Annotated in this window: 23 protein-coding genes, 3 tRNA genes, 1 pseudogene and 1 riboswitch; of the genes and pseudogenes, 10 read left to right on the forward strand and 17 right to left on the reverse strand. The window is 58.0% G+C overall.

The features are described from left to right. Window positions 1-18: 18 nt before the first annotated feature. Both lysC and argA read right to left on the reverse strand, forming a co-directional pair. A complete protein-coding gene (lysC, locus tag AAHA39_RS01270; RefSeq protein WP_320656452.1) occupies window positions 19-1371 on the reverse strand; it encodes a lysine-sensitive aspartokinase 3 in 1353 nt (450 codons plus the stop codon). Between the two features lie 90 nt (window positions 1372-1461). Further along, a riboswitch (Lysine riboswitch) is annotated at window positions 1462-1686 on the reverse strand. Between the two features lie 107 nt (window positions 1687-1793). Then, the gene (gene argA, locus AAHA39_RS01275) at window positions 1794-3122 is read right to left on the reverse strand and encodes an amino-acid N-acetyltransferase (RefSeq protein ID WP_320656451.1); all 1329 of its coding nucleotides are present in this window, start codon (window positions 3120-3122) and stop codon (window positions 1794-1796) included. A gap of 268 nt (window positions 3123-3390) precedes the next feature. Here argA and msrA point away from each other — a divergent pair, with 268 nt between their 5' ends. Further along, window positions 3391-4023: a peptide-methionine (S)-S-oxide reductase MsrA gene (msrA, locus tag AAHA39_RS01280; protein ID WP_041209411.1), complete on the forward strand. Its 633-nt coding sequence runs from the start codon at window positions 3391-3393 to the stop codon at window positions 4021-4023. 245 nt (window positions 4024-4268) lie between these two features. Here the strand turns inward: msrA and AAHA39_RS01285 are convergent, their stop codons facing one another. From AAHA39_RS01285 to AAHA39_RS01295, 3 genes are read right to left on the reverse strand one after another with little or no spacing between them, the layout of a single operon-like run. Further along, window positions 4269-4607, reverse strand: coding sequence for a DUF3802 family protein (locus AAHA39_RS01285; protein ID WP_033115949.1), 339 nt, complete (start codon window positions 4605-4607; stop codon window positions 4269-4271). Between the two features lie 57 nt (window positions 4608-4664). Beyond that, complete coding sequence (locus AAHA39_RS01290) at window positions 4665-5141, reverse strand: GNAT family N-acetyltransferase (RefSeq protein ID WP_320656450.1); 477 nt, start codon at window positions 5139-5141, stop codon at window positions 4665-4667. Then, window positions 5138-5521 carry an MmcQ/YjbR family DNA-binding protein gene (locus AAHA39_RS01295; protein ID WP_320656449.1) on the reverse strand — a complete coding sequence of 128 codons (384 nt, stop codon included), beginning with the start codon at window positions 5519-5521 and terminating at the stop codon, window positions 5138-5140. Before AAHA39_RS01295 ends, AAHA39_RS01290 begins: the two co-directional genes overlap by 4 nt. Before the next feature lie 112 nt (window positions 5522-5633). Between AAHA39_RS01295 and AAHA39_RS01300 the strand changes: the two genes are divergently transcribed. From AAHA39_RS01300 to AAHA39_RS01320, 5 genes and pseudogenes are all read left to right on the forward strand, one after another. Further along, window positions 5634-6425, forward strand: coding sequence for an alpha/beta fold hydrolase (locus AAHA39_RS01300; protein ID WP_320656448.1), 792 nt, complete (start codon window positions 5634-5636; stop codon window positions 6423-6425). A gap of 273 nt (window positions 6426-6698) precedes the next feature. After that, window positions 6699-7223, forward strand: coding sequence for a PAS domain-containing protein (locus AAHA39_RS01305; RefSeq protein ID WP_320656447.1), 525 nt, complete (start codon window positions 6699-6701; stop codon window positions 7221-7223). 728 nt (window positions 7224-7951) lie between these two features. Further along, window positions 7952-8251 (forward strand): annotated as a pseudogene (locus tag AAHA39_RS01310) (methyl-accepting chemotaxis protein); the annotation flags it as partial. A gap of 138 nt (window positions 8252-8389) precedes the next feature. Beyond that, the gene (locus AAHA39_RS01315; RefSeq protein ID WP_232097916.1) at window positions 8390-8710 is read left to right on the forward strand and encodes a CZB domain-containing protein; all 321 of its coding nucleotides are present in this window, start codon (window positions 8390-8392) and stop codon (window positions 8708-8710) included. 215 nt (window positions 8711-8925) lie between these two features. Further along, on the forward strand, window positions 8926-9393 hold the full coding sequence (locus tag AAHA39_RS01320) for a DUF4357 domain-containing protein (protein ID WP_033115146.1): 468 nt from the start codon (window positions 8926-8928) through the stop codon (window positions 9391-9393). Between the two features lie 106 nt (window positions 9394-9499). Here the strand turns inward: AAHA39_RS01320 and AAHA39_RS01325 are convergent, their stop codons facing one another. The 10 genes from AAHA39_RS01325 to AAHA39_RS01370 form a co-directional block, all read right to left on the reverse strand. Continuing rightward, window positions 9500-10711 carry a Bcr/CflA family multidrug efflux MFS transporter gene (locus tag AAHA39_RS01325; protein ID WP_320656446.1) on the reverse strand — a complete coding sequence of 404 codons (1212 nt, stop codon included), beginning with the start codon at window positions 10709-10711 and terminating at the stop codon, window positions 9500-9502. 50 nt (window positions 10712-10761) lie between these two features. Then, window positions 10762-12135, reverse strand: coding sequence for a hypothetical protein (locus tag AAHA39_RS01330; protein ID WP_320656445.1), 1374 nt, complete (start codon window positions 12133-12135; stop codon window positions 10762-10764). A 13-nt stretch (window positions 12136-12148) separates the two neighbouring features. Further along, window positions 12149-12709, reverse strand: coding sequence for a hypothetical protein (locus tag AAHA39_RS01335; RefSeq protein ID WP_320656444.1), 561 nt, complete (start codon window positions 12707-12709; stop codon window positions 12149-12151). A gap of 35 nt (window positions 12710-12744) precedes the next feature. Next, window positions 12745-14169 (reverse strand): NAD(P)/FAD-dependent oxidoreductase, encoded by a 1425-nt coding sequence (locus AAHA39_RS01340; protein WP_320656443.1) that lies wholly within the window; start codon window positions 14167-14169, stop codon window positions 12745-12747. A gap of 102 nt (window positions 14170-14271) precedes the next feature. Further along, a complete protein-coding gene (locus tag AAHA39_RS01345) occupies window positions 14272-15111 on the reverse strand; it encodes an FTR1 family iron permease (RefSeq protein ID WP_320656442.1) in 840 nt (279 codons plus the stop codon). After that, window positions 15111-18101 carry a YncE family protein gene (locus AAHA39_RS01350; RefSeq protein ID WP_320656441.1) on the reverse strand — a complete coding sequence of 997 codons (2991 nt, stop codon included), beginning with the start codon at window positions 18099-18101 and terminating at the stop codon, window positions 15111-15113. The genes AAHA39_RS01345 and AAHA39_RS01350 overlap by 1 nt, the downstream gene beginning before the upstream one ends. Before the next feature lie 4 nt (window positions 18102-18105). After that, on the reverse strand, window positions 18106-18555 hold the full coding sequence (locus tag AAHA39_RS01355; RefSeq protein WP_320656440.1) for a hypothetical protein: 450 nt from the start codon (window positions 18553-18555) through the stop codon (window positions 18106-18108). A 127-nt stretch (window positions 18556-18682) separates the two neighbouring features. After that, entirely contained in the window at window positions 18683-19168 is a 486-nt protein-coding gene (locus AAHA39_RS01360; protein WP_033115154.1) for a YqhA family protein, read from the reverse strand. A gap of 272 nt (window positions 19169-19440) precedes the next feature. Beyond that, a tRNA-Asn gene (locus AAHA39_RS01365) sits at window positions 19441-19516 on the reverse strand. Between the two features lie 2 nt (window positions 19517-19518). Beyond that, window positions 19519-19594, reverse strand: a tRNA-Asn gene (locus AAHA39_RS01370). A gap of 485 nt (window positions 19595-20079) precedes the next feature. On the opposite strand from AAHA39_RS01370, the gene dauA reads away from it, so the two are divergent. From dauA to AAHA39_RS01390, 4 genes are all read left to right on the forward strand, one after another. Then, entirely contained in the window at window positions 20080-21816 is a 1737-nt protein-coding gene (gene dauA / locus AAHA39_RS01375; protein ID WP_043852073.1) for a C4-dicarboxylic acid transporter DauA, read from the forward strand. A gap of 183 nt (window positions 21817-21999) precedes the next feature. Further along, window positions 22000-22087: transfer RNA gene (locus tag AAHA39_RS01380), tRNA-Ser, on the forward strand. Window positions 22088-22423: 336 nt separating this feature from the next. Continuing rightward, window positions 22424-22840 (forward strand): hypothetical protein, encoded by a 417-nt coding sequence (locus AAHA39_RS01385; protein WP_139401085.1) that lies wholly within the window; start codon window positions 22424-22426, stop codon window positions 22838-22840. Next, window positions 22841-24136 (forward strand): DUF6575 domain-containing protein, encoded by a 1296-nt coding sequence (locus AAHA39_RS01390; protein WP_320656439.1) that lies wholly within the window; start codon window positions 22841-22843, stop codon window positions 24134-24136. 37 nt (window positions 24137-24173) lie between these two features. Here the strand turns inward: AAHA39_RS01390 and AAHA39_RS01395 are convergent, their stop codons facing one another. Further along, window positions 24174-24695 (reverse strand): hypothetical protein, encoded by a 522-nt coding sequence (locus AAHA39_RS01395; protein WP_320656438.1) that lies wholly within the window; start codon window positions 24693-24695, stop codon window positions 24174-24176. A gap of 436 nt (window positions 24696-25131) precedes the next feature. Beyond that, on the reverse strand, window positions 25132-25527 hold the full coding sequence (locus AAHA39_RS01400; RefSeq protein WP_320656437.1) for a type IV toxin-antitoxin system YeeU family antitoxin: 396 nt from the start codon (window positions 25525-25527) through the stop codon (window positions 25132-25134).

The following is a 25527-nucleotide window of genomic DNA, read 5'->3' on the forward strand; positions in this document are numbered from 1 at the left end:
ATTTGCCAGCCGTGAGGGTTAGTCCAGCAGCTCCTGATGGAGGCGGTTGACGATCTGGCCCGCTTCGCCCTCTTTGACCAGAAAGCAGAGGTTGTGGGCGCTGGCGCCGTAGCAGATCATCCGGATGTTGTGATCGCGCAGGGCATCGAATACTCGGCTACCCACCCCGTTGACCTCGCTCATCCGGTTGCCGATTAAGGCCACCAGAGCCAGCTCGTTCTCCACCTCGACTTTGCAGAGCTGGCTGAGCTCGGCCAGCACCTTGTCGCTGAGCACAGGTTCGCCATTGCTCTGGCTGCCGGTGTGATCCAGGGTGAGCGACACGCTCACCTCCGAAGTGGTGATGAGATCGACGGAGATGCGGTGACGGGCCAGAATGCCGAACACCTCGGCCAGAAAGCCGTAGGCGTGGAACATGTTGAGGCTGTGCAGGGTGACCAGCACCTGCTGGCGGCGCAGGGCCACGGCGCGAAACAGCGGGCTGGTGTCCGTGGTGGAGCGGATCCAGGTTCCCCCCGCCTGCGGCTCCCTGCTTGAGCCGACAAAGACCGGAATGTTCTGGCGCACCGCCGGTTGCAGGGTTGCCGGGTGGAGCACCTTGGCGCCGAAGGTGGCCATCTCTGCCGCCTCGACAAAGCTGATTTCGGGAATGGGGCGGGCCCGGGTGACGAGGCGCGGATCTGTGGTGTAGATGCCGGGGACATCGGTCCAGATCTCGATACTGGTGGCATCGAGCGCTTCGGCGAGCAGGGCCGCGCTGTAGTCGGAGCCGCCACGGCCAAGCGTGGTGGTGCGACCATCGCCATCGGCACCAATAAAGCCCTGGGTGATGACGAGGGTGTCGCCAAGCACCGGGCCCAGCGCCTGCTGGCAGAGATCGCGAGTCGCGCTCAGGTCGACGGTGGCCTTGCCAAAGCGGCTGTCGGTGCGCATCAGCTGGCGCACATCCTGCCAGTGGGCATTGACGCCGCGCTGGCGCAGCAACTCGGTAAAGAGGCGGGTCGACATCAGTTCGCCGCAGGCGATGAGGCGATCAGCCAGTTCGGCATCGGTCTGCTGGCTGGCCTGCTGCGCCATGGTGCGGATCTCGCCGAGCTGATCGTGGATCAGGGCCGTCACCTCGGCGGGGTGACCAAGGTCGGCCAGAATGGCCTGCTGAATGTCGGCCAGCCTGGCCAGCTGGGCTTCGCGGCCCGCGTCGTCCAGCTCGCCCTGAGCCAGTGCCACCAGCAGATTGGTGACGCCGGCGCTGGCGCTCAGCACCACGATGCGGGTGGCGGGATTGGCCAGCACGATATCGGCACAGTTGTTCATGGCCGCGGCGTTGGCGACACTGGTTCCGCCAAACTTGGCAACATTGATCGGGCTCATTGCTTACTCCTGTCTTAATTTAAAAATCCGGATCCATCGGGCAAAAAAGAGAGGAGGAGGCTGAAAATGGCAGGAATGTGCGAAGCGATCCCGGCCAGAAGCACTCCACCCGCAGAGCCCATCCCGTACCCGCCCCTGACAGGGCGCGGTGGGGGATGACCACTACCGATGACAACCCGGGGGATTCAGCCCCCGCAGCCGACACTGAGGTTTCCAGTCTCCTCAGATGTCTCGGCGCTGCTCCCCCTGACCCAAGTTCACCGGACTCTGGCGTCCTCCCTCGGGCTGCCTGGGCAGCGCTCCTCTTCTGGCTCCACCATGACGGTGGAGTGCATTTAGAAATACCTTGCGTTGGATTGGACTGTCAATCGAGTTTGTAAAAAAGTTCAAAATGTCAGCTAACTCAACGCAGAATCAATGGGTTACACAATGTTTTTTGACAAAACCTTGGAACGACGCTGCCAGTTGTAGAGGCGCTGGCGCTCAACCGGCAGATCTTCCACCTCCAGCGGTTCGAACCCCCGCTCCCGGAACCAGTGGATGGAGCGGGTGGTGAGCACGAACAGGCGGCGGATGCCGAGCCGCTTGGCCCGCTCGGCCACCTTGGCCACCAGCTGATCCCCCCGATTGGAGTTGCGATAGTCGGGATGGATGGCGACGCAGGCCATCTCCGCCATCGCCTCTTCCATAAAGCAGTAGAGGGCCGCGCAGCCGATGATTAGGCCATCGCGCTCGATGATGGTGAACTTGTCGATCTCCATCTCCAGCTGCTCGCGGGAGCGGCGCACCAGAATGCCTTCCTCCTCCAGCGGGCGAATGAGATCGAGAATGCCGCCGATGTCCTCGATGGTGGCGGCACGGGCCTGCTCGGCGCTCTCCCGCACAATCTGGGTACCGAGGCCGTCGCGGCTGAACAGCTCCTGCAGCATGGCGCCGTCATCCTGATAACTCACCAGATGGGAGCGGGGCACGCCGCCACGGCAGGAGGCAATCGCTGCGCGCAGATAGCGGGCGGTGCCGGACATCTCTTCTCCCGCCTGCTCCAGCTCCACCAGCAGCTCTTCGGCCTGCTCGGGGAAGAGCTCGGAGATGGCTTCGCCGTGTCTGTCCATTACCCCCTGGGTGCTGCTGAAACAGATAAGCTTGTCCGCCTTGAGATCGACCGCCACCCGGCGAGCCACCTCTTCCGAGCTCAGGTTAAAGCTCTCGCCGGTGACCGAGCAGCCGATGGGGGAGATGAGCACCAGACTCTTCTGATCGAGCTGGCGGGTGATCCCCTCCACATCGATGCGGCGCACCCGGCCGCTGTGGCAAAAGTCGATGCCATCATCCACCCCCAGCGGCTGGGCGGTGACGAAGTTGCCGCTCACCACGCTGATCCGCGCACCCTGCATCGGAGTGTTGGCGAGCCCCATGGAGAGCTGGGCAGTGATGTCGTATTGCAGGCCGCCACACACCTGTTTGATGATGGCGAAGCTCTCGTCATCGGTGACCCGGATCCGCTTGTGGTACTGGGCCTCGATGCCAGCGCGGGCCAACGCTTCATCGTTTTGCGGACGTGAACCAAACACCAGCACCAGCCGTATGCCCAGGGTCTGCAGCAGGGCGATATCGCTGACGATATTGGCAAAGTTGGGGTGACAGACGGCTTCCCCCCCCATCATCAGCACAAAGGTGGCGCCCCGATGGACATTGACATAGGGAGTAGATTGCCGGAAGGCATTGACCAGACTGGGCTCACGTTCACGCACTTGATATTTCTTCCATAAAAAAACAGCGATTGGCTCAATATATGAAAATAAATTCACAAATCAAGACTAAATATTGATTTGGTTGGGTTTGTTGGCCAACCGGATGCCTTGCCGCGGCATAACTGGCCGAAGTGGCAGGAGAGGCGCAGGGGAGTGAAGAGAAGGAAGGGGGTGGGAGGCGCCGGTTGATCCGATGCCACAAACTGTTATCTTCGATGCTCCTTTTCGTCATCGTGCATTGGCACCGGTTTTTACAAGGAGTGGCTTGATGGAACAGATTATTTCGCCGGCAGAGGCGTTGCCGGGGCGCAGCGAGGCCATGGTGATTGGCCAGCAGCATGCAGTAAATGGCCATCCGACTCAGGGGCCCTGGCCCGAGAACATGGCGATCGCCTGGTTTGGCATGGGCTGCTTCTGGGGCGTGGAGCGCCTGTTCTGGCAGCAGCCGGGCGTCTACTCCACCGCCGCCGGTTATCAGGGCGGCGTGACCCCCAATCCCACCTACAAGGAGGTGTGCAGCGGGCTGACCGGCCATGCCGAGACGGTGCAGGTGGTGTTTGATCCGGCGGTCATCAGCTATGGCGATCTGCTCAAATTGTTCTGGGAGCAGCACGATCCGGCGCAGGGGATGCGGCAGGGTGGTGACATCGGTACCCAGTACCGCTCGGTGATCTTCTATGGCGACGAGAGCCAGCAGGTCATCGCCCAGCAGAGTCTGGCTGCCTATCAGCAGGCCATGGCGGCGAGCGGTGACAGCCGGGCCATCACCACCCGCATCCTGCCGCTGGCGCCTTTCTACTACGCCGAGGATTATCACCAGCAATATCTGGAGAAAAACCCAGATGGTTACTGCGGATTGGGTGGCATTGGAGTCTGTTTGCCGCCCAGCCTGAACCGCTGAACAGGTTTGTAGTCGATTCCGTAAAAAAAGTGAAAATAAATGGTCGGAGGAGGGAACTTATTGCGACCAGTCGGGACTAACTAGGTAGCGTCCAGGGATCGGATGCGAAGTCCAGACACATTTCTTGCCTTGATAACCGCCTGATGAATGAACGCACTGGCGGATTGAAAATGATAGCAAGCAGGGCTGCCCATCAAGGCGGCCCTTTTCATATCTGCTTGTTTTAGCTCGGGAGGAGCGATCGGTCAGGCGATCGCGCTGTCGAAGAGGTTCTTGATAAGATCGATGAACTCGATGAGGAAGGCTTTCTGCTCCGGGGTCGGCTCGCGCAGCCAGACGGCTGAGAGCACCTCTTCCAGATCGGCGACCACGGCGTCCGCCTCCTGCATGATGGTAAAGCGTACCTTGGGGGCCAGCTGGGGGTTCTGCTCGCAGATGGCCATCAGGTTGCTGGCCACCCGGCTACTGACGAGATCCTCGATGGTCTGCTCGCCACCCGCGTTCTGTTGCTGGGCCTCAAACAGTCCCAAACTCTCCACCAGATACTCGATCAGCGAGATATAGCCTTCACTCTCTACCACCATGGTTGCTGCCTCAATACAGTAACAATACGAAAATTAAGCGTATTTTAGTGGCTTGATCTAGCTTGGCAAGCAGCAGTGCAGGCGGTGGCGGGTAAAACTGACTCCGCCGCGCTCCACGCTTTCCACGCCGGTCAAGGTAAAGCCATGCCGTAAAAATAGCTCATAACTGAAGGCGCTGGCCTCGGTTGTGATGGCGCTGATGCCAAGGGCGCGGGCTCCGGCCAGCGCCGCGGTAAGCAGCAGATTGCCCAGCCCCTGCCGCTGGTGGGCCGCACCGACGTAGAGCAGGCTGAGGTGGCCATCGGCGCTCAGGGTGACAAAACCGGCAGGCGCGTCACCCAGCATGGCAACCCAGCCATGATGCTCGCGCAGCTGGCTGACAAAGCCGGGATGTTGTGAGCCGAGGGCCCACTGCTCCACCTGCTCCGGGCTGTAGTGCTGGGGGCCGGTGTGGCGGATTGCCTGCTCGAACAGGGTGACCAGGGCTGGAATGTGCTGCTCGCCAAGGGGGGCGATAAAGAGGAGAGACGTCATGCCGAAGCCCCCTGAGCTGCTGCATTGTGGGCGGGCGCCATGGGCCGCCTGGATTTCGGCAAACCGGCGACAACCCGCTCATAGGAGTGGTGCACCCAGCCTTGCCAGAGATCATCGGGCAAGGTGCTGTTCAGGGTCACTGTGTTCCAGTGTTGCTTGTTCATATGCCAGCCCGGCTTCACCTCGGGGTGGAGTTCGCGCAGCAACAGCGCCAGCTCGGGTTCGCACTTGAGGTTGATGGTGAGCGGGTCAGCTTGCCAATCCACCAGCGCAAACATCTTGCCGGCGATGCGGTAGACCAGGATCTCCGGGCCAAACGGGGTATCTTCCTGACTGCCCGGCAACGAGAGCAGAAAGTGGCGTAAAGGGGTTAACTCCATGGTCTGGTCTCGCTGTGGGTGATCCGATCAGTGCGGTTGCATATCAATCAGGGGAAGGCATCTGTTACTATGCGCTGCCGAGTATACCCCCCATCACCGAGGGAGCCTATTGATGTTGTATCACAAGACTTTCGAACTGGGTCCCGAGCGGGATTGGGTGGTGTTTGTCCACGGCGCCGGTGGCAGCTCCTCCATCTGGTTCAAGCAGCTGCGCGCCTATCGCGAGCACTTCAACGTGTTGCTGCTGGATTTGCGCGGCCATGGCCAGTCCAACAAGCTGCAGCAGGTGATCCAGGGCCACTACAGCTTTCGGGCCGTGACCGAGGATATCGTTCGGTTGCTCGATCATCTCGATATCCGCCGCGCCCACTTTGTCGGCATATCCCTTGGCACCATCCTTATTCGCCATCTGGCCGAACTCTGCCCGGAGCGGGTCAAGAGCATGGTACTGGGCGGCGCCATCCTGCGGCTCGATATCCGCTCGCGGGTGCTGGTGCAGCTGGGCCGACTCGGTCAGCACTTCCTGCCCTATATGTGGCTCTACCGGCTGTTTGCCTTCATCATCATGCCGCGCCAGCACCATCAGGAGTCGCGCAACCTCTTTGTGCGTGAGGCCCGCAAGCTCTGCCAGAAAGAGTTCAAGCGCTGGTTCCGCCTCGCCACCGAGGTTAACCCGCTGATGCGTTATTTTCGCGAACGCTCCCTGCCCATTCCCACCCTCTATGTGATGGGGGAGGAGGATCATATGTTTCTGGCACCGGTGCGCGAACAGGTGGCCCGCGATGCCAGCTCCTCGCTGGCGGTCATTGAGCAGTGCGGCCATGTCTGTAATGTGGAGCAGCCGGAGCAGTTCAATCGCCGTACCCTGGCGTTTATAAAGTCCCTCACCTGCAATCGTCTTTAGGCCGGATCACGGGCTGGCGTGCCAGCCTGTGCAAAATGCTTGTTCCTCCCTGCTTTTATCTTTCCTGATTTGCTCACAATGCGTTGATACTGCACGCGTTCAGCCAACTATCTCTCATGTTGTTGCCCTGTTTGCCGCTATCCATATGGAGATAGCTTATGGCTGCATTGGCAACGGGATTTCGACCAAAGATTAACCCCACCTTTTATGGTGCATTGCTACCTTCTTGAGAGATATAGTGCTTATCAATAACCAAGGATGGGAATCTGTATCATGGCCCAAAACATCACCCCCACCCAACGCGAGATCACCTTCCATCGGGATGAGTTGATAGTCTCCAAGACCGATCTGGCTGGCCGGATCACCTACTCCAACAAAGTGTTCATGCGACTCTGTGATTATTCGGAGGAGGAGCTGCTGGGAACACCCCACAGCATCGTGCGTCATCCCGATATGCCCCGCGGGGTTTTTTGGGGGTTGTGGCATACCCTCAAGGAGAATCGCGAGTTCTTCGGCTTTGTCAAAAACATGACCGCCAACGGTGATTTCTACTGGGTGTTGGCAAATGTGCGTCCCGATTTTCGTGACGGCAAGGCGATCGGCTACTTCTCGGTTCGCCGTTGTCCATCCCGCCATGCCATTGCGACCATTGCCCCCGTATATCAGAAAATGTGTGAGCTGGAGCGGGGAATGTCCGGAGATGCTCCCAAGCAATCCTGGACCTGGCTGGAGCAACACCTGACATCGCAGGGGACTGATTACGAACGTTTTGTTCTCAATCTGGTGCAGCAGGATTAAGGAGTCGCCCTATGTTGACTGTGCTAACCAAGACCAGCAGTGCCAGTAAAAAACACCTCTTCATCAGTCAGAAATTTTTGCTGATCTGTACCGTGTTCGGCCTCTCTGTACTGATGTTGGCCATCTTTTCTCTTAGTTCGGTCGGGCCGACCTGGTTCAATCTGGGGATCCCCGGGTTGGCGTTGCTCTTTATTGTGCTTGCACTGCGTGAACAACGCAGGCTGGTGGCGATCATGGATCAGATCAACGAAGTGCTGGTGAAGGCCAGTGCCGGTGAGACCCATGTCCGGGTGACCAGAACCAAGGGGCTTGGCGAGCTGGGCAAGATTGCCTGGAACCTCAACAGTTTTCTCGACATCGTCGAAGCAAACATCAAGGACATGGTCTCCTGCTTTGAACATGCCGGTCAGGGACGCTACTACCGCCATGCGTTCAAACAGGGTCTGCCCGGCGAGTTTTCCAAGACAGCCGATAACATCAATCTCTCCCTGCACGCCATTCAGGAGGCGACCGAGCTCTCCCGGCAGGGTAATCTGCTCAACAAACTCCACCAGACCAACAACCAGAACCTGCGCAGCAGTCTGGCTGGGAATCAGGAAGATCTGCTGACCCTCAGCAACAAGATCGAGGACGTACTTGGCAATGCCCAGAGCGGGCTGGATGCATCGCTGCACAGCATGACGGTGGTCGAAGATCTCAGCCAGGAGCTGCTAGGTATCAACCGCGAGATGCAGGATACCGGACGGGCAGCGACCACGCTGGCCGGGGAGAGTGCCCGCATCACCGCTACAGTCAATCTCATCACGGAGATCACCGCTCAGACCAACCTGCTGGCGTTGAACGCTGCCATCGAGGCGGCCAGAGCGGGTGAAGTCGGGCGCGGGTTTGCGGTGGTCGCCGACGAAGTACGGGCTCTTGCCGAACGCACCCGTCAGTCAACCAACGAAATCCGCGATGTGGTCAAGGGGCTGACGACCAGCATCGAACAGATAGTGGGGAGCGTGCTCTCGCTTGGGGAGCGTAGCCAGCGCATCAGTGACAATGTGGACGGTTTTCGTCAAAGCTTCGAGGCAGTGGCCGAGGGAGCAAAATCCAACATCGGTCATCTCCACTTCGCCAGAGGGCTGGCGTTTGCCTCGCTGGTCAAGCTGGATCACATCATCTTTATGCAGCGTGGTTACCACGGGCTGGAGGTTCGGGATAGCGAGAGCGTGGCCAGCCATACCGATTGCCGTTTGGGCCGTTGGTACTATCAGGGTGAAGGCGGCGAGTCGTTTGGCAAGTTGCCGAGTTTCAAACACATCGAGGTGCCCCACAAACAGGTGCACGAGGCTGTCAGCAGAGCATTGACTGCCGCACGGGGTGACTGGCTCCATGATGACAGGTTGCTGCACACCATTCTGGCCGAGATGGAGAGCGCCGAGCAGGCGAGCAAGCAGGTGATGCAGTTGCTCAACCGGATGGTCGAGGAGCAGCTTCAGGCTTGAGCTATGTCGTCCCATTGGCTGCAACTGGCTGTGGGCAAATGGTCTGCAAAGGGGAAGCACAGTTTGGTAACCGGTTGATGCTCCATGGCTTTCAGCAGAGCGGCGAGAGCGCCAGTTAGTGATCGGTGCAGCAAAAGAGATAAGGATCCTCGCTGGATCCCGCTTGCCCGAGGTGGTTAGAATAGGGGCTTCCATGGGTCACAGGATGAGCAAGGATGTTACACAAGCAAGTCAGTTTTATCATCGATAGCAAGGGGAACAAGCAGGCGGCCGTCGTCCCCATCGAGATCTACAACGAGCTGATGACCCTGCAAAAGGCGCTCTCCGACAATCGTCCCGGGGAGCGTGAGCTCTACCACTTCAACGGCAAAGGGGCCGAAGCTCACGGTTATCCGGTGGGCAAGCGGCAAAATCCGGGCTTTATGGTGCTGGCCGGTTCCACCGCCAATGGCGAGGATGCCGCCTCTCTGCGCGAGGCGGTGATTGAACTGCGGCTGGAGCTGCTGGAAAAAGGCATTCTGGTGCCCCGCAGCGAAGGGGGCTTTCTCTTTACCGCCGATCAGCTGTTCAACAGCCCGAGTCTGGCCGCGAGCCTGGTAGCAGGCAACAACCGAAGCGGTCTGGATGCCTGGCAAAACAGCGCGGGGTATACCCTGAAACAGTCCGGTTTTGGCAAGAAGTGACGCATATCGGAGGGGATTGAGGCGCACCTGTTGTGACATCTCCCCCCAAAAAAGAGCGCCCCCTGTCGCAAGAGAGGGGGCGCTCTTTTTATATCCAGCAGAGGGGTCAGTGTGCCTTGTGGCCGGTGAGCAGCCAGTAGCTGAGGGCTGAACCGACCCCGCAGCAGGCGATGGCAATGGCCATCGGCAGCGGCGAGTGGGGCGGGTTGAGGTTGACCAGAATGCCGACCAGCGCGCCGATGCCAAAGCGCAGGGTGCCCGCCAGTGCCGAGGCGGTGCCCGCCGCTTGCGGGAAGTGGCCCATCAGGCCGGTCATGGCGTTGGCGCCCACCAGACTGATATGACCGACAAACAGTACCACCGGAATGACGATGCCCCACAGGCCGCCGGTCTGGCTCCAGGCGTTGTAGACCAGCAGGGCGCCCGCGCAGGGCAGTACCAGCAGGCCGTATTGCAGCATCCGCTCGGCGCCCACCCCTTTTACCAGTCGGCTGTTGGCGAAGGTCACCACCATCATTAGCAGGATATTGAGGCCAAACAGCCAGCCGTAATGCTCGGTCGGCACCTTGAAATACTCGATATAGACGTAAGGGGAGCCGCTTAAGAAGGCGAACATGCCGGAGCTTGAGAGGGAGCCGCACAGCACATAGCCCATGGCACCGCGATGGGAGAGCACCCCCCAGTAGTTCTTGAGGATCTGGCCGATCTTGAGCGGCTGACGGTGCTCGGCTTTCAGGGTCTCCTCGATTTTCCACTGCATCACCAGACAGATCAGCAGGCTGATCCCCACCAGCAGCCAGAAGATGACCCGCCAGCTGGCATGGGCACTGATGTAACCCCCCACCACGGGTGCCACCAGCGGCGCCAGCGTCATCACCAGAATGACAAATGACATGGCTCGGGAAAAGGCATCCTTCTCAAACAGATCGCGCAGCAGGGCATTGACCACTACCGAACCCGCGGCGCCGCCCGCCGCCTGCAGCATCCGATAGGCCAGCAATTCGGGCAGGGAGTCCGCCATGGCACAACCGACCGAGGCGATGGCAAACATCACCAGCCCCGCCAGGATCACCGGCTTGCGGCCATAGCTGTCAGCGAGCGGACCGTAGAAGAGCTGGCCGATGGCAAAGCCGCCCAGAAAGGCGCTGATGGTGAGCTGGGCACCGTCGATGCTGGTGGCCAGATCCCGGGCAATGGCGGGAATAGCCGGCAGATACATATCTACCGCGAGCGGGGTCAGGCCCGCCAGCGCACCCAGCAGGATAAAGAGAAAACGGGGGGAGAGGGCGGAGGCCCGGGTCGGAGCGGTTTGGGGCATAGGGTATCCAGTTGTGGGATGGATGAAAAAAAGGGCGAAAAGGCAGTCTATCAGTTTTGTGTCAGCGGGGGATCCGGTATGGCGAGCCAGAGGCCCGGTTCGGCGTGAAATCGGGGGGCAAACCAGATCTGTCTGCTGCCAGCCTGCATTTCAGCAGGCTCAATGGCCCGGCGGCTCAAACGGCAGGCTCCTTGAGAGATCGCCAGCGCCGCATCCCCCTTGTACCAGCCGTCCGTTACCGGCAGTACCGTGGTCTCCCGCAGCAATCTTACCCCCCACTGGGTCACCAGCGCCGGGCACGCTGTTTCTGCCAGTTTTGCCGCCTGCACCATAGCGGGCGGACGGGGTAGGGTGAAGGTCGCCGCTAGGAGCAGCAATCCGGCCACCGCGACCGGCCACTCGCCACGGCGCGGCAGCCAGCTTGCCAGCAGCACGATACCGAGCAGGGTGACGGGGGCCAGATGGCGGGGATTGTCGGGATTCTGGCCAAACAGGGTCCAGAGCAGCAGGGCGAGCCAGTAGAGCGTCCAGAGTGGAGAGAGGGCGGCAGGGTGTTTTTTTGATCTTTGCCAAAGCGGCAGTACCAGCAGCGTCCCAACAGCCAAGGGCCAGAGCGGAGTGAGCTGATCGTTGAAGGTTCGCGCCCAGCTCAGCAGCCGATCGCCATGGGCTGCTGCCGTGTTGCCCCACAGGGTAAAGTGGCCGTCGGTAAATCGGCGCCCCTCGCTGAAGTAGGCCCAGCCATCGGCCTGCCAGACAAACAGCAGGCTGATAAGCCCCACCAGAACAATGGGGAGCAGAAAGTTAAGTCGCTGACCCTTTTGCGCCATCCCCAGCCAAAGGGGCAGCAGGGTCAGCATGAAGTAGGAGGGGCGCAGCGCCAGCATCAGGCCGAGCAGCAGGCCTGCCAGTGCGAATCTGCGCTGCTGCAAGGCCAGCAGCGTTCCGAGCCAGGCGGCCAGAGCCGGCCCGTCTGAGAGGCCGGAAAGAGCGAGCGTCGGGGTGAGCGGCAGGGCCAGCACCAGCAGCCAGACGGGGGCGAGCAGGCTTGGCCGTTGCCACAGCTTCACCGCCAACAAGGCGGCAAGCGGCGCCAGCAAACTGCTCCCGAGCAGGCTTGCCCACTGCACCGCGCGGGCCGGATCGTCCACCGCCAGATTGATCAGCCGCGCCAGCCAGATAAAGGCGGGGTAGCCCGGAAAGTGGGGGGAGAACTCCAGCACGCTAAAGCGCGTCACCCCGTAGGCGAAATTGAGGGCATCGTCGGAATCGAGGGCCACCGGGAAGGCCAGCAGCCAGCCAAGCCAGGCCAGTTGCAGCAGGAGCAGTAAGTAGGCTCGATTAGCGAAGCGTAATCGGCCGTGGTGACGCCCCCCTTCTCCCCTTGCGGGAGAAGGGTTGGGAATGAGGGGGGCCGTCGTCATCGATGAGAGGCCATCAAAGCGGCGCCAGCACGGCCATCAGCGCTTTTTCTGCATCGCTAAAGGCGGCGGCGTCGGCGGGCTTGGCGCCCACCCCGAATACCCCCGGGTTACCGATGGCATCGAGCACCCTGGCCAGCGCCTGCTCGGCCGCCTTGCGATCCCCTTCACTGAGGGAGGGGAGGATCAAGTCGAGGAAGCGCTTGCTCTTGACCACCAGCACCTTGGCGGTCTGGTAGTCGCCAAGATTCTGGCTGGCCCCTTCGAGGCGGCGCTCGATCTCCGCCTTGTAGGCGCGATTGAGCAGGGCGGCGGTGGCGGCAGTGTCTTTCCCCTTGATGGCTGCTGCCAGTGGCGCTTGCAATTCCACCTTGTGGTGCTGTTCCAGATAGGTCAGCTCCTCGGCAATTTCGCTCAAGGTGGCGCTGGCATCCTTGCCGTCAGTGGCGGCGCCCAGCAGCGCTTCGCGTGCATCGATCAGCGGCTCCTTGCCGGCGGCGGCGTAGGAGTAAGCCTGCGCCTGCCCGCAGAGGGTCAGCAGCAGGGTGAGGGCGAGTAAACCCGGGCGGATGATCATCCTGTTCTCCTTACTTAATGCCAAGAGGTTGGCACTCAGGCCACGCTCTGGGTTTCAATCACGGTATTTTCGTTGCGATGGTTAAAGATGGCGTGACGTCTGTCCACCCCGTCGATCACCATGTCGGCAGCCATCATCCCCATCTCCATGGCGGTGTCGGTGAAGATGTAGCGGAATGTCCCCTGACGGCCGGTCATGATGAGGTTGGTGATGGGCATCAGCGCCTTGATGGCTTCGTTGCGGCGGGCCTGATAGCCGAGATCCATCAGTGGGTAGGCGTACTCGCTGCGGGCTTCGAAGGTCTCATCGCCAAGCTTCTGGGTATCGACGCCGAGGCTCGCCAGATCAGCGGTAACCCGACCGCGCAGATCAGAGAGCGGCGCCTGCCAGATGGCATCCCCCGGATTGCAGGGGATCTCAAGCATCACCGAAGTCTGGCCTTGGGGCGCCATAAAGGGGCTGCGGCGGCGCGGCTCCTGCAGGCGGGTGGCCAGAATATGGGGGTCGGAGAGGTACTGCCAGGTGTTGTCCGACAGGTTCTCCTGCTTGAGCGGCATATTGACGAAGCGAAGCGACCGGTAGTGCAGATCGCACGGCAAGCCCAGATGCTGGCAGGTGAGCGGGAGCGGCAGGGTGGAGATCACCTGATCAAAGCGCTCGCTCTGCTCAACGTCATCTTGTTTCCAATAAACCCGTTCGATGCGGCCATCGACCTGCTCAAGGCGGGTGATGGTAGCGCCGGTTTTGAGCTCAACCCCTTCGGCCACCAGCCGCTCGCCCAGGGTGGTGAAGATCTGGCCGAAGCCATATTTGGGGTAGCGGTATTTGCGGGCATAGGTGCGCACCGAGATACTGCCGTTGCGTCTTGGCAGCAGGCGGCGCGCCACGTCTTTGAGATCGATCAGGCTGATGCGCTGGCCGGCCCAGTCGGCGGAGAGCTGGTCCGGATTGATGCCCCACAGCTTGCCGGTGTAACCCTCGAAGAACTGGCGGTAGAGGGTGCGGCCGAAGTGACTCTGGATCCACTCGGCAAAGCTCGCCTTGGCAAAATCATCCGGCTTCTTGCTAAAGGGCAACAGCAGCAAGTCTTTTACCGCCCCGGCCATCAGGGCGAGCGGCGCCGTCTTGAGCAGGTTGGGCAGGTTCAGGGGGTAGTCATAGGTGCGCCCGCCAAAGCGGATAACGCTCTTGCGCTCGGCGTGGAGCAGGTCGTCACCCATCAGCTCGTCGATAAAGGCGAGCAGCTCGGGGTTCTTGGTGATAAAGCGGTGCCCGCCGTAGTCAAAGCGATACTCCCCATCGCGCCCCTTGAAGGTCTGGGTGGCGCACATGCCGCCGACCACCGGCTCCTGTTCGAACAGGGTGACTGCAAAACCGGCGCGGCGCAGGCGCCAGGCGGCCATCAAACCGGCGGGGCCGGCACCCAGCACGGCAATATGTTTCTTGTTGTTATCGCTCATGACGTTTTCCGAAACTGCTTGATAGATAAGGGAACCGCACCAGTGCGCGGCTCCCGAATGGTGTTGTTACCCCGTGGCCATGTTGCCACAGAGAGTGCGGGCTCAGCCCTTGCTGGACTTGGCGCTTACCTGCGGGCGGTAGCTGCGCTGCCAGAGGGTAACGAAGATCGCCAGATAGAGGGCCCAGGTCAGCAGCTGCAAGCCAGCGGGTGAGGCATTGTAGCCAAACAGGGCGCGCAGGAAGGTACCAAATACCCCCTGATCGTCGAGAATGTGGCTGATGTCGAACACCGGCGTGGTCCAGAAGGTGATGATATCTGCCGCTTGCAACATGTTGACGGCGGACGAGAGCAAGCCTGCGGCGATGATGATGATCAGCAGCCCAGTCCAGCGGAAGAAGGGGGCCAGAGCCACCTTGCGGGTGGAGCGCAGCAGCCCCCATACCAGCGCGATGGAGACCAGCAGCCCCGCCAGCGCGCCCATCAGGCCGGATTGCAGATCGACCCCTTGCCCGGAGTAGAGCAGGGCGGAGAAGAAGAGCACGGTTTCAAACCCTTCGCGCATCACCGCCAGGAAGGCGAGCAGCACCAGACCAAACAGGTTGCCGCCATCGATGGCCGCATCGATGCGCGCTGTCATGGCTCCCACCTGGGATTTGGCCTGTTTTTGCATCCAGATCGCCATATAGGTGAGCACCAGAGTGGCAAAAATGAGGATCCCCGCCATCAAGAGGTGGTTGTAACGCTCGCTCTCGAACTGGCTCACCACCACTTGGAACAGGAAGGCGACGATCAGGGAAGCGACAAGGCCAAGCCCGACACCCAGATAGATGAACTTGTTGTAGCGGCTCGCCCCCAGCTTGGCGAGGTAGGAGAGGCAGATGCCGACCAGCAGGAAGGCTTCCAGCCCCTCGCGCAGGGTAATCAGAAAACTTGCAAACATCAGGATTGAGGCTCCGTAGCAGGCGTGACGGGAACAGGCTGCAATGTAAGTTGCAACCGATTTAGCTGCACTATGGGTGGCTCCGGCAAGCTTGGCTCGGCGGCGCGCACCGCATCATTGACCCACTTGGGGTAGGTGCGGAAATTGAGTTTGATATCGGCCTTGAAGGGCCCCTTGGCATCAGTGGGCAGCGACCAGGCTTCATCGCGCCAGCCATCGGCCGGAATGCGGGTATCTTTCAGCAGTTTGGCGTAGCGCCAGAACTTGAGCCCCACCGGCTTGCCCTCGGCATCGCCGAACACTTTTCTGAACAGTCGCGCATCCTCAGGGACTGCGCCATCCACCGGCTGGCCGCTTTTGAGCACCACCTTGCCGCTGGCGTCGGTGACGGTCAGCTCCAGCCAGAGTTCACGAAAATCGGCCACCCCGGTGGGCAGGGCATGGCCCGCACCGGTATTGGCGACCCGAACCACCAGCTGCTGACTATCGGCAGCCTGTTCGATACGGGCCGAAAGGGTAGCGCTGGAGCGCAGCAGGGCCAGACTCTCTTGTTCAAGGTCGGGATTGCGCAGCCCCACCAGCTGGTGCTGGGCGCCGGTAAAGTTGTGGCGATAGAGCCGCGCTTTCATGGTGCCGTTTTCGGTGGATTGGCCCGCGACCGGCGCACCGCCATTGCCCGGCTCCGGGTTCATATGGCAGTCGATACAGGTGCGCCGCTTGGCGGGATCCTCCGCGTTTGCGAAGCTGGATTTTTCCCACTCGTCCCAGGTGTTGACGATATTGGCGCCGGTGCCCGGGGCAAACTCGTTGTGGCACGACTTGCACAGGGCCGCGTCGCGGTAGAAATCCTTCTGGTAGGAGGCCTTGTGCATGGCGGGGCGGGCGTTTATCTGCCGCTCCGCCAGCCAGTGCTGGAGGCTGCCGCCCGGGGCATCCTCGAACACATAGCTCTCGCGGTCTTTCAAATTCACGGTAAAGGCGCTGTTGCCGCCCGCGTCTTCTACCTTGGTGATGCGATGACAGAGCACGCAGCCGGTCCCTTCCTCCACCACAGGTTCGCCCGCCTTGTGGGCGGCAATGAGTGAGGCGCCGCCCTGCTCGAACATGTGGGAGCCCTTGGGCAGATCCAGCTGGCCTGTCATCACCTGCTGGGGCATGTGGCAGCCCTGACACCATTGGCCGAACGCTTCCCCTTCGGTTTTGCGGGCCAGCGCCTGCACCACCTTGTAGTAGGGGTGGGAGTTGCCCATCAGCCGGTGGTTGCTCTCGCTCCAATCTTTGAAGGCCTGTTGGTGGCAGTTCTGGCAGGAGGCGGAGTTGAGCCACGCCTTCGGGTGAGTGGTAGGCGCCTTGGCGGGATCCGTGCGCGGGGCATCGAGTCGCAGCCAGTTGGCCAGATAGGGGAGGTTGCCATCGGCGGTGACGAAGGCGTGTAAGTCCTCCATCATCGCTTTCACTTCCGGTTGAGGCCTCGCGGGGTCAACCGCCTCGGCGCCATCTCGGGTGTCGTGCCCCATGCCACCCTGGGTCTGCTGGGTCATGCGCAGGTATTCGCCGACAAAATCCCCCGCCACCATGTTGGTGAGGTTGGCGTGGCCGTTGATGGCGTTGTCGCCGCTCTGCTGGCGATGGGCCGCCATCAGATAGCGGTTGGTGAAATTGAATCCGTCCAGATGGCAGGAGTTGCAGCTCATCCAGTTGTCCCCCGCCATGGGGAAGCGTGGGTTGGACGCTGTGTTACCGAGGTTAAACAGCCGCTCGCCGCGCTGAAGCAACTCGGGGCGGGGATCTGTCTCTACCAGCTTGGCGAAGTGGGGCGCATCAACGGTGACCCGGGCAAACGGGCCGCTGCCGCCGCTATTGAGGCGGGTGAGATCCTGCCCCATGGCGTTGTGCACCAGAATATGGTCGCCGTCGATCAGCAGATCCCTCGGATTCTGACCCGGCAGGTGACGCAAGAGCTGGGTCGCCTTGGCCCCCCCCTGAAACTTCTTGCGGCGGTGGCGGTTGTTGTTGGATTTGCCGCTGCGCGACAGATCGAACACCAGCAGATCTTCCGAGCCCGCCAGGGTCAGATAGACCCGCTTGCCGTCGGTGGCGAAGCGGGCGGCGAACGGGTTGGAGACGATCTGGCTGCGGTTGCCGACGCTTGGCAGATTGATCTGCAAAAAGAGCTGCTTTCTTTCATCGACCCGCTCTTTTTCCTCATCCAGATCGATGATGGAGACGGCAGGAAAGACGGTGCTCTGAAACTGAAAGGGGTGATCGAAGCTCCACAGCACATGTGGCAACCAAGCCTCGCTGCCATCGGGGGAGAGGGCTATGCCATCGAGCAGGCGCGGCAGACCCTGAGAGTCGCTCGGCGTGTCGCTATGGGTCTCGGCCAGAGTAATGAGCTTGGGCTTGGGGAGCTGAGCTCCCTTGGCGCCATGGCCAAGCTTGGCGAGATCATAGATGGCGAGCTGGCCGGTCATGGCGTGGGTGAGTAGCAGGCGGTCGTCGTCGGTCAGGGCTAGTCCACGCGGAGTCTCGGCGGTTTCTGCATCCAGCTGGAGGTTGCCCGTAGTGTCGTAGGCCTGCAGGCGAGCAGATTCGAATAGCGTGACCCAGAACCACTGCCGCTTGGCATCGAAAATGACCCCGTAGGGCCTATGGCCGGTGGGGATCGCCTTTTCCAGATCGAGATCATCATCCAGCAGCAGCAGGCGATCGCCGCTGTAGTCGGTGACCAGCAGGGTGCCGTCATCGGCGCGGGCAAGCTGGCGCAGATCGCCCCCCAGCTGCACCTCTTTTAGCCGCTTGCCGCTATCGCGCTCAAGCAGGGTGACCGAGCCAGCGCTCAGATTGGCGGTGACGAGGCGCGGGCTTTGCCCCTCCTCATAGGCGATCATCCCGGCGCCCATCTGCTGGGCCAACGCAAAGGGGCTGGCCAGCAGCAAGATGAGGGCCAGCAGGGGTGACAAAAGTGCACAAAGAGATGACTTCAACATGGGATCAGGCGCGCCATTTCAAGATGGTCCAGCGCCAGGCGTGGCGCAGCACCAGAGGAGTTAACGCCAACGCGCTCAGCCAGTGGGCCCAGCTGGCGAGGTTGCCCATGGCATCGCCCGGAGTGCCGTGCAGCACCAGCAGCAGGCCGCTGGCCAGACAGACCAACAGCAGGGCTTCGATAATCCGCCCCGTGGTGCGCAAAAAGGGTTTGTTGCTGCGGTTCAACAAGCTGCGATGGGAGAGCCAGAAGGCGCCAAACAGCAGCGGAAACAGGGTGAGCGAGAGCATCACATGCAAAAACAGATTCCAGCGCGCCAGCGACCAGAGCGGGGTCAGCGGTTCCCACAGCAGCAGGCCGGAGAAGAACATCAGGTAGAGGGAGCCCTCGGCAGCCTGATGGTGATAGGCCAGCCACTGCCAGAATTGTCGGGGGGCGAGGGAAAGGGTTGTCATAACTGCTCCAACACCCGGGCAATCGGCCCGGGGGGAGCAAGTCTATAACGCAGTAAGAGTAATGAAAAGAGTTATCAATTGTATTGCTGATGAATATAAGCTGAATCTCGCCAGTGAAGATCCACCGCTATTTGTGTTCGGCCATGCGCTCGGTGATCGCATAAATCAGCGCCGCCATCGAGAAGGCGAGAAACACTACCACAGACCACTTCATCTCCACTTCGTTGGTGATGCCATCTTCGAGGAAGGCTTTGAGCACCTCCACCCCGGCAATGGTGACCAGCGAGTTGATGACGATGAGCTTGAGGGAGGCAAAGTTGATCTTGCTGAGCCAGTTGTTGCCAAGCGCCTCGCGCTGCTCCTGGGTCTGGATGAACTGCACGTAGCCGCACACCGCCACCAGGATCAGCATCTGGGCCACCAGCACAAAGTCCACCAGCGTCAGCACGCCGGTGATGAGATCCATGTAGGGGATCTCGATGATATTGACGCAGAGCGCATAGAGCTGCATGAAGAACTTGACCATCAGCAGGGCGACGCAGAGCAGGATGCAGACGTAGAAGGGGTACATCATCATCTTGCTGCCATTGAGCATGAGATTGAACTGGCGCATAAAAACTCCAAGATAAGGAAACAGGGTGATTATGACGTGAACTGCATCCGAAGACAGCGCTCTGTGTTGATGACGGCTGCTTTTATCTGCTTGGCTCGAGAATGACGCGCTGAGGGCAGAGCAGCTTGTCGTGCTCTCCTCTCTAAAAAAGAGGCAGAAAGGATTTCCGAGAGCCGTGCATATAGTTCGGAAATAAAGCAGCTTTGCTGACAATGCCCAAGCCTGCAAGAAAGATACGAAAAAGCCCAGCCATAAGGCTGGGCTTTAGAATGTGGCTCCCTCGACAGGACTTGAACCTGTGACATACGGATTAACAGTCCGCCGTTCTACCGACTGAACTACGAGGGAATTGGCTCCTCCTACTGGACTTGAACCAGTGACATACGGATTAACAGTCCGCCGTTCTACCGACTGAACTAAGGAGGAATTGCCTGTCTCGTTGAGACGGGGCGAATATTAATGACCAGAAAGACGGGTGTCAACCCGCGAGCTCCCCGAAAATCGGATTTTCGGACTGTTTGCCCAAAAGTTGCGCTTTGCGGTTTATTTTCAGCACAATCAGTCCCTTGCCCATAACCGTTGATGCCATTCATCGACATGCTGCCTTGGGCTATGTGGCAATCGTGTGGCGAACATGTCGGCAACGTGCAAGGGGGCGAAAAGCCATTGTGGTGGCAAACGTGGCGCCAAAAAGGGTGGTCGAATCGATAAAGTTCGGGGATTTGGCTGGAAATGAGTCAAATGATGCCGGATTGTGGTATTCATTGATCCTGCCCATCGAAATAGTGGCGCTGCTGGAGTAAGGTTACGCAGGATACCATCGCCGCGTCGACAGCTCTGCCGGCCCTTGATGATGATCGGGCGCCGGATCCCTCCGGCCTTTATCTCCCTCTTCTTGGTATTACGTATACATGCACAAGCAAGCCTCTTTAAATAGCGTGAAGCTCGCCATAGCCTTGCGCCAATCCTGTATTGATGAGCCCTATAGCATGGCCCGTTTTGGCCGTGACCTGATCGCCGGTGTGACGGTGGGCATCATCGCCATTCCACTGGCCATGGCGCTCGCCATTGCCAGTGGTGTTCCTCCGCAGCATGGCCTCTATACCGCCATCATCGCCGGTATCGTTATTGCAGTGACCGGCGGTTCCCGCTACTCCATCTCGGGCCCGACCGCAGCCTTCGTGGTGATCCTCTACCCGGTTGCCCAGCAGTTCGGGGTAGGTGGCCTGTTGATGGCGACGCTCATCTCCGGCCTCTTTCTGGTGGCGATGGGTCTGGCCCGCCTCGGTCGCCTTATTGAATACATCCCCCCCTCAGTAACGCTGGGTTTTACCGGTGGTATCGCTATTGTGATCGCCACCTTGCAGATCAAGGATTTCTTCGGTCTGAGCGTCCCTCATATGCCGGAAACCTATCTGGGCAAGGTCGAAGCACTGGCCAGCGCCATGCCCAGCTGGCAGTGGGGCGATACCCTGGTGGGGGTTGCAACGCTGGCCGTGCTGCTGCTGTGGCCGCGGCTCCGGCTGCCGGTTCCGGGCCATCTGCCAGCCGTGCTGGTGGGGGTTGGTCTGGGCTTTGGCCTGCATCAGTTCGGGGTTGATGTGGCCACCATCGGCAGCAAGTTCAGCTACACACTGGCCGATGGCACGCAAGGGATGGGGATCCCGCCCATCGCGCCGACCCTGGTGATGCCATGGGCGCTGCCCGGGCCGGATGGTGCCCCGGTGACCTGGGATCTGGCTGCCATCGAACGTCTGCTGCCCGCCGCTTTCTCCATGGCGATGCTGGGAGCCATCGAGTCGCTGCTCTGCGCCGTGGTGCTGGACGGCATGACCGGCCGCAAGCACAGCTCCAATGCCGAACTGCTGGGGCAGGGGCTTGGCAACATTTTTGCTCCCTTCTTTGGCGGCATCACCGCGACTGCAGCCATCGCCCGCTCGGCGGCCAACGTGCGTGCCGGCGCGACCTCACCCCTCTCTGGCGTGATCCATGCGCTGGTGGTACTCGCCGCCATTCTGGTGCTGGCACCCTGGCTCTCCTGGCTGCCACTGTCGGCCATGGCTGCGCTGCTGCTCATCGTCGCCTGGAACATGAGTGAGGCGCACAAGGTGGTTGAACTGATCCGTCGTGCTCCCAAAGCCGACGTGCTGGTGCTGCTGGTCTGTCTGTCGCTGACCGTCATCTTCGACATGGTCATTGCCATCACCTTCGGGGTGATCCTTGCCTCCCTGCTCTTTATGCGCGAGATCGCCAAGATGACCAAGCTGCACAATCTGGCCGAGCACAAACGCTATGCCCACGAAGTGCCGGCCGATGCGCTGGTTTACAAGATCAATGGGCCGCTCTTCTTTGCTGCTGCGGAGCGGGTGTTTGCCGAACTGGCAGCCGAGGTGAAAGGGCACCGCATGCTGGTGTTGCAGATGGAGGCTGTCTCGATTCTGGATGCCGGTGGTCTCTCCGCTTTCTTGCAGTTTGGCAAGCAGATGGCCGCGGCCGGTATCGAACTGCGCGTCGCCGAGCTGCAGTTCCAGCCGCTCAAGACGCTGGCGCGCGCCAAAGTTCGCCCGCAACCCGGCAAGCTGGAGTTTTATGGCTCGCTGGAAGAGGCGCTCAAAGGAGAACATTTGCACGAAGCGGCGGTAAATTAAATAAAAGGGATACGAAATGGCATGTTTTTGGTCAGTTGGTTCGGATATTGAGCAAACGAACGCAAAAAGTAAAAAATTGCATTGACCACATGCCCTCGTATCCCGTACATTACGCCCCGTTCCAGCGCAACGGCGCAGCGAACACCGTGTTGGCTGAACACGTTAAACAACAGACCAAAATTTGGTGAGGTGTCCGAGTGGCTGAAGGAGCACGCCTGGAAAGTGTGTATACGGCAACGTATCGAGGGTTCGAATCCCTCCCTCACCGCCAAATGATAAGCCCAAGCAATTGAATTGCTTGGGCTTTTTCTTTATGTGCAATTTTCGATGTGCCATCCACTATGCCATCTGATGTTGGCTGGTACGGAACTAACTTGTACCCTGTTGGACAGTCTAGCCTAGTCGATGCTTACCAAATGTGTGGAGATGGTAAGTTTTGTAGAGATTGTATACGAAGAAAAATTTTCTTTACTTACAAATCCATTTATAATGCTAGGCCATTAAGTGAACGCTTCGCGATGAAACATCTATCTGATTTTATAATGCATTTCGCTTTTTGATGGGTCGTAGAAGCATATTCCTGGACTGGCTAGAGAAAGAAATTAAAGTGCAGAAAAACGATGATAAGGATGGTTGGCCGGATTTTTACCCTTCCGACCTAGCACTTCCTCCAATGGATGCCTTTGATGCAAATGCAGAGGAAATAGTGTATAGGCTAGTCAAGTCGATTCCTCCGACTGAAAAATGCTTTTTTTGTACTCATCAGGAGCAACCAAATAGGCATAAACAATGTCATACTTTGGAGGAAAAACAGGCTGTTTATGGCACCAGTGTGTGGAATAGCAAAGATTTGTTGGTTGAGGTTATGGCCTCATTGCCCGAGGCTTTAAAGCAGCGAAAGCTCGCATGTGGCACGATAAGTGCTGGTATGGGGAAAATCCGCAAAACGCTAGTTGCGGGGCATTTCACGCTGTGGCTCAAAAAGAACAGTCGTGTTCACCTGAATTTTAGTGAGGTGAAATAAATGGATATATTTGCCAGTGTCCCAGCATTAGGTCAGCTTAGAATAGTTAACGTCTATCTTGAATTTGAGGGACCTAAGATCTTCTACGCCGAGAATGAAAGTGGTTCAACCTTCTTCGTTTACTGGGTAGGGGATGATGCTGATTATGAAAATTGGTACATTATCCCATGCTCTAAAGCTCGGCTCATTGCTTATGAAAAAGCAAAAGTCGGTCTGCGTGATATGCTCGAACGTCAAGAGCAAGACTACTTTTGCGCACTGGCACTTCCCTTTTCAACAGAGCTTTCGTTAAGTTTTGAGTTTAAGCATAAAAACAAAATAGCGGAAATAACTCTACCAGCACCAGGGATTTTTGTTAAAAGAGTTGTAGCATACTCATCTACTCTATTGAATGATAATCTTGTGCCTACACATGAAGTTATTGTCTCAAAATATAATAAAAAGGCAAAACAGAACGTTTCACTTGAACACGTGAGCCAAGTGTGTGATCGCTTCAGTGAGTTGGTATTCGGCTTCAATCGTTCAATAGGTGTGAAAGGAAATATGCAGGCGCTGAATGCGCGTTATGGTTCTTTCGCTATTTCGTTACATGCAGAGGAGCTCTCAAAGTTTGAAGAGTTCTTAGGTCAAGTATCATCACTTATGATCCACAAGAAGGACATCACCCATCTGTTGGAATCAAATGATATCGACATCAAGGTTTTTCTTAATTTCTTGAAAGCACTTGAGCTATCAAGCGTTGACTTTGAACTTCGCTCATCAGCATCACCAGATCAGATCATTAAGCTTTATAAAGTTGATGCTGAATTATATTTATCGAAGCTTAAATCACGAGCTATGACCTATATCTCATCCATCAAGGTCCCACAGGGAAATAGTATTGAAACAGTATTTCAGTATGTTGAACTCAAATGGAACAATGAGCCAATCACAGCGGAAAATTTGAATGTAGATAAACGCTTAGTTGATTATTATCGCCATGCCGCACTTATTCTAGGATTCCTAGAATACAATGGAGAATTAACCCCACAAGGGGAACGACTGGCACTCTCTGATGAGAGTACACGATATCGAATTACAGCGAATGCCTTTGAGGGGAGTGAGTGTGCTTGGGCGTGGATGAATTATTGTGACATTACAAGTCTGGCTGACATTGATGCCAGTACTGCGATGGAGTTCTTAAGCCAATGCTGTCCATCTCTTTCTGGTGACACGATTTCACGGCGAGCCAATACCCTAAAGTCTTGGTGTACGCAATTAAAACCCCATTACACCAATATGGGTTCATGCATATAGTAAACTAGGGTAGTGGGTAAAGAGACCATCGTTCTCTTTACCCATTATCTACATGCTTTGATAATCGTTGTAGTTTTAGTATGAATACATCCCAGTTATAAGAACAAATTGCCCCGAGAGAAAGGTATCCAATCCTAACGCTGGATAATTCAGAATTTACACTAGTTCCACCGTTCAGAACCATTAATCCGCTATAGAGCAGGCAGAAGATAAGTAAACCGATTACAATTGAAAGTACGGGTGCCATGAGATACCCCCACACATGATCTATATCTAAAGTTTTAGTTACTGCCGAATACTTATGCAGCGAAGTTATGCTGAGGGTTGAACCACCAAGCAAAGCACCGGCAATCGTAAATGTAGCCAATCTTATTTCATCACTGATCACTAGACCGCCTGCAGGCTGAAGTAATAAGGTTAGAAAGGTATAATCTCCACCCCAAGTAAGGAGAAGGTATTTAACTGTGATTAAGGTGCAGGTTATTATCCAGAAGAAAAGAAAGAAGGAGAGGATAAATCGCCATTTATCTATACAATTTTCATTCTGTACTTTATCCATACTGGAATCCTTTAGGTTAACTTCAATTTAACTCGCGATAGCGAAATGAGAGCCTTTACAATAGCGAAATGAGAGCCTTTACAAAGTAGGAGTGACTTTTAGGTTGTTTTTGGCCAATCATTGGTACATTTTCTTGGGAGTATTCCTGTAATAGATCTCTGATTGCTGCAGGTTGTGTGGCACTTTGGTGCCGAGTTCCCTAACTTGATTCTTGTTTACTCAATTCCAAAATGGCATGTTGGTACCTTGCTCTCAGATGAAACATGGCTCGTATGATACCGGAAAAATTGGAGTTAGTCAGGTTCAGGAAACGGTGATTCCATCTAGGATGGGATCATAAAAAACAAAGGGAAGGCCATGAATTGGCCTTCCCCACGACCGACCCACTTATCACGGACGAGTAGGTTGAAAAATGTTACCACAAGCGGATTGGTGGTCACGCCTTGCGGTCAGGATTGGCGTCCATGTTCGTCGTTGGGTAAATGGCTAAGTAGACATAGCCGTAGCTGCCAAGGGTATCGGCTTCGCAGGTAAAGCCTCCGTGCTGGATAGTGATGCAGTGCTGACGTTGGGCATCCAGTTCGCCGGTCAGCAGCTTGGCTTCCAGAGCTTTGATGATCTCCGGGAAAGCCAGGTCGAGCTTGGCTATCTGCATCTGACTCCATTCACCTATCAGACTGGATCGATCGGGTAGAAAATCCAGTCGGTAGCGACTCTGTATCAGACGAGCGCCAAAGCGTGGGGAGATATCACGTGGCAGACCCCAGCAAATGCTTGGAAGCGGTGTGAGAGTCTGGAGCTCTGGAGAGTGCGTGGGATGGGTTGTGCTCAT

Origin of the sequence: Aeromonas sp. SE22 (genome assembly GCF_038739755.1) — a bacterium.
Lineage (GTDB): Bacteria > Pseudomonadota > Gammaproteobacteria > Enterobacterales > Aeromonadaceae > Aeromonas > Aeromonas jandaei.

Excerpts from the sequence above, each read along its gene's own strand:
- AAHA39_RS01290 (WP_320656450.1), bottom strand. The coding sequence starts at position 5,141 with ATGACGTCTCTCCTCTTTATCGCCCCCCTTGGCGAGCAGCACATTCCA.
- AAHA39_RS01400 (WP_320656437.1), bottom strand. The coding sequence starts at position 25,527 with ATGAGCACAACCCATCCCACGCACTCTCCAGAGCTCCAGACTCTCACA.
- AAHA39_RS01350 (WP_320656441.1), bottom strand. The coding sequence starts at position 18,101 with ATGTTGAAGTCATCTCTTTGTGCACTTTTGTCACCCCTGCTGGCCCTC.
- lysC (WP_320656452.1), bottom strand. The coding sequence starts at position 1,371 with ATGAGCCCGATCAATGTTGCCAAGTTTGGCGGAACCAGTGTCGCCAAC.
- AAHA39_RS01315 (WP_232097916.1), top strand. The coding sequence starts at position 8,390 with ATGCAGCGTGGTTACCACGGGCTGGAGGTTCGGGATAGCGAGAGCGTG.
- dauA (WP_043852073.1), top strand. The coding sequence starts at position 20,080 with ATGCACAAGCAAGCCTCTTTAAATAGCGTGAAGCTCGCCATAGCCTTG.
- AAHA39_RS01285 (WP_033115949.1), bottom strand. The coding sequence starts at position 4,607 with ATGGTGGTAGAGAGTGAAGGCTATATCTCGCTGATCGAGTATCTGGTG.
- AAHA39_RS01390 (WP_320656439.1), top strand. The coding sequence starts at position 22,841 with ATGGATATATTTGCCAGTGTCCCAGCATTAGGTCAGCTTAGAATAGTT.
- AAHA39_RS01335 (WP_320656444.1), bottom strand. The coding sequence starts at position 12,709 with ATGATCATCCGCCCGGGTTTACTCGCCCTCACCCTGCTGCTGACCCTC.
- AAHA39_RS01345 (WP_320656442.1), bottom strand. The coding sequence starts at position 15,111 with ATGTTTGCAAGTTTTCTGATTACCCTGCGCGAGGGGCTGGAAGCCTTC.
- AAHA39_RS01330 (WP_320656445.1), bottom strand. The coding sequence starts at position 12,135 with ATGACGACGGCCCCCCTCATTCCCAACCCTTCTCCCGCAAGGGGAGAA.
- AAHA39_RS01320 (WP_033115146.1), top strand. The coding sequence starts at position 8,926 with ATGTTACACAAGCAAGTCAGTTTTATCATCGATAGCAAGGGGAACAAG.
- AAHA39_RS01360 (WP_033115154.1), bottom strand. The coding sequence starts at position 19,168 with ATGCGCCAGTTCAATCTCATGCTCAATGGCAGCAAGATGATGATGTAC.
- AAHA39_RS01325 (WP_320656446.1), bottom strand. The coding sequence starts at position 10,711 with ATGCCCCAAACCGCTCCGACCCGGGCCTCCGCCCTCTCCCCCCGTTTT.
- AAHA39_RS01305 (WP_320656447.1), top strand. The coding sequence starts at position 6,699 with ATGGCCCAAAACATCACCCCCACCCAACGCGAGATCACCTTCCATCGG.
- msrA (WP_041209411.1), top strand. The coding sequence starts at position 3,391 with ATGGAACAGATTATTTCGCCGGCAGAGGCGTTGCCGGGGCGCAGCGAG.
- AAHA39_RS01355 (WP_320656440.1), bottom strand. The coding sequence starts at position 18,555 with ATGACAACCCTTTCCCTCGCCCCCCGACAATTCTGGCAGTGGCTGGCC.
- AAHA39_RS01395 (WP_320656438.1), bottom strand. The coding sequence starts at position 24,695 with ATGGATAAAGTACAGAATGAAAATTGTATAGATAAATGGCGATTTATC.
- AAHA39_RS01300 (WP_320656448.1), top strand. The coding sequence starts at position 5,634 with ATGTTGTATCACAAGACTTTCGAACTGGGTCCCGAGCGGGATTGGGTG.
- AAHA39_RS01295 (WP_320656449.1), bottom strand. The coding sequence starts at position 5,521 with ATGGAGTTAACCCCTTTACGCCACTTTCTGCTCTCGTTGCCGGGCAGT.
- AAHA39_RS01340 (WP_320656443.1), bottom strand. The coding sequence starts at position 14,169 with ATGAGCGATAACAACAAGAAACATATTGCCGTGCTGGGTGCCGGCCCC.